This is a genomic window from Candidatus Streptomyces philanthi, assembly GCF_059553635.1.
The window spans coordinates 1-2,540 of sequence record NZ_JCANQV010000499.1 but is presented as its reverse complement, the minus strand read 5'-3'; the positions used below and the strand labels follow the sequence as shown (position 1 = coordinate 2,540).

The 2,540-nt window shown below is 74.9% G+C and carries 3 protein-coding genes; 2 read left to right on the top strand and 1 reads right to left on the bottom strand.

Going from position 1 to position 2,540, the window contains the following annotated elements:
* On the bottom strand, positions 1–364 hold a 364-nt coding region (locus AC51EU_RS29475), incomplete at its 3' end, for a hypothetical protein (protein WP_496270150.1).
* A gap of 248 nt (positions 365–612) precedes the next feature.
* On the opposite strand from AC51EU_RS29475, the gene fmt reads away from it, so the two are divergent.
* Together fmt and AC51EU_RS29465 are read left to right on the top strand one after the other, a co-directional pair.
* Positions 613–1,551 carry a methionyl-tRNA formyltransferase gene (fmt, locus tag AC51EU_RS29470; RefSeq protein WP_496270149.1) on the top strand — a complete coding sequence of 313 codons (939 nt, stop codon included), beginning with the start codon at positions 613–615 and terminating at the stop codon, positions 1,549–1,551.
* Positions 1,552–1,671: 120 nt separating this feature from the next.
* Positions 1,672–2,540, top strand: an 869-nt coding sequence (locus AC51EU_RS29465; RefSeq protein ID WP_496270148.1) for a transcription antitermination factor NusB, incomplete at its 3' end; no start/stop codon positions are given.

Genomic DNA, 2,540 nt, shown 5'->3' with positions numbered 1-2,540 from the left:
CGCTGGTGACGGCCGCGGTCCGGCGGGAGCCGTAACGGCGGTGCACCGCCTGCTTGGTGACCCCGAGCGCGGACCCCACCGCGTCCCACGAGAAGCCCAGCGACCGGTCGAACTCCACCGCGGCCGTCACCAGCGTCTCGACGCTGTCGCGCAGTTCCTGGGCGAGGCGCACCGTGGGGGCGGGCGCCCGGCCGTAGACGACGAAGCCCGTGGAGGGCCCGGTGCGGCGCGGCCGGTAGACGTTGCCGAGCTGCGCGGTCAGGGTGCGCAGCGCGTCCACCTGCCGACGTACCCGTTCGATGTCCCGCACGAGGAGATGCAGGCTGGCGCGAGCCTGGGCGTCGTGGGTTGCGTGGTCGGCCATGAGCAAGCCTCTCGAACCGGCGTGGAAAAGGACGGAGATGACCCCTCGGGCCGGTGCCCTGGCCCGGAACAGGTCAATGCTGTTTGACCAACGCGGCAGCGGTGGCTCTGGTCACGGTATGGGGGCGTACGAGCGTGCGGCCAGGGCGCGGGCATCCGCGTACGCCCCCTTGCGTCACGGTCCGCGACCTGCGACAGGTCCTAGACTGGTGCGCCGTCCCGCACCGTGTGAGAGGTAGTGCGCCACCCATGAGGCTCGTCTTCGCCGGAACCCCCGAGGTCGCCGTACCGGCCCTCGATGCCCTGATCGCCTCGGACCAGCACGAGGTCGTGGCCGTGGTGACCCGGCCCGACGCCCCCGCGGGCCGCGGGCGGCGGCTGGTCGCGAGCCCCGTCGCCGAACGGGCGGAGGAGGAGGGCATCGAGGTGCTCAAGCCCGTCAAGCCGGGGGACGAGGAGTTCCTCGCCCGGCTGCGGGAGATCGCCCCCGACTGCTGCCCGGTCGTCGCCTACGGGGCGCTGCTGCCGAAGAAGGCCCTCGACATCCCCGCGCGGGGCTGGGTCAACCTGCACTTCTCGCTGCTGCCGGCGTGGCGCGGCGCGGCGCCGGTCCAGCACGCGGTGCTCGCGGGCGACGAGGTGACGGGCGCCTCGACGTTCCTGATCGAGCAGGGCCTGGACTCCGGCCCCGTCTACGGGGTGCTGACGGAGGAGGTGCGGCCCACCGACACCAGCGGTGACCTGCTGACCCGGCTGGCGTTCGCCGGCGCCGGCCTGCTCGTCGCCACGATGGACGGCATCGAGGACGGCACCCTGCACGCGGTGCCCCAGCCCGCCGACGGCGTCTCCCTGGCCCCCAAGATCGAGGTCGAGGACGCCAGGATCGACTGGTCGGCGCCCGCCCTGCGGGTCGACCGGCTGGTGCGCGCCTGCTCGCCCGCCCCGGGGGCGTGGACGGTCTTCCGCGGCGAGCGCCTCAAGGTGATGTCCGTCGCGTCCGCCGCCGGCCACGACGGGGCGTCGCTGGCACCGGGCGAGCTCGCCACCACGAAGAAGGCGGTGTACGCGGGCACCGGCAGCCACGCCGTGGAACTGCTGTGGGTCCAGCCGCAGGGCAAGAAGCCGATGCGGGGCGCCGACTGGGCGCGCGGGGTGCGCATCGAGCACGGGGAGCTGGTCGGCGCGTAGCGGACGGCGGGCGGCCGGACCGCCCGCCCCTCCCGCCCCACCTGGGCCGTTCCGTCCCGGCCCGCCCGCCCCGACGTACGCTGGGGCCATCACTCCTTCCCCCATCCGGAGCACCTTTTCGTGAGCCAGCAGCCGCGTCGCCGTCCCCACAAGCCCTACCGCCGCCCGAAGAAGGACCCGGTGCGGGTCCTCGCCTTCGAGGCGCTGCGGGCCGTCGACGAACGGGACGCGTACGCCAACCTCGTCCTGCCCCCGCTGCTGCGCAAGGCCCGCGAGTCCGCGGACTTCGACGCCCGCGACGCCGCGCTCGCCACGGAGCTGGTCTACGGCACGCTGCGCCGCCAGGGCACCTACGACGCGATCGTCGCCCAGTGCGTGGACCGGCCGCTGCGCGAGGTCGACCCGCCGGTGCTCGACGTGCTCACCCTCGGCGTCCACCAGCTGCTGGGCACCCGCATCCCGACCCACGCCGCGGTCAGCGCCAGCGTGGAACTCGCGCGGGTCGTCCTCGGCGACGGCCGGGCGAAGTTCGTCAACGCGGTGCTGCGCAAGGTCGCCGCGGACGACCTCGACGGCTGGCTGGAGAGGATCGCCCCCGCCTACGACGAGGACCCCGAGGACCACCTCGCCCTGGTCCACGCCCACCCGCGCTGGATCGTCTCCGCGCTGTGGGACGCCCTCGGCGGCGGCCGGGCCGGCATCGAGGACCTGCTGGAGGCGGACAACGAACGCCCCGAGGTGACCTTGGTGGCGCGCCCTGGCCGGGCCACCACCGGCGAACTGCTCGACGCCCTCGGCGAGGGCCACGGCCTGCCCGGCCGCTGGTCCCCGTACGCGGTACGGCTCCCGGAGGGCGGTGAGCCCGGCGCGCTCGACGCGGTACGTGAGGGACGCGCGGGGGTGCAGGACGAGGGCAGTCAGCTCGTGGCCCTCGCCCTGGCGAACGCCCCCGTGGAGGGCGGCGCCCGCCTCTGGCTCGACGGCTGCGC

Coding starts and splice junctions, on each gene's coding strand:
- fmt (WP_496270149.1), top strand. CDS start 613: ATGAGGCTCGTCTTCGCCGGAACCCCCGAGGTCGCCGTACCGGCCCTC.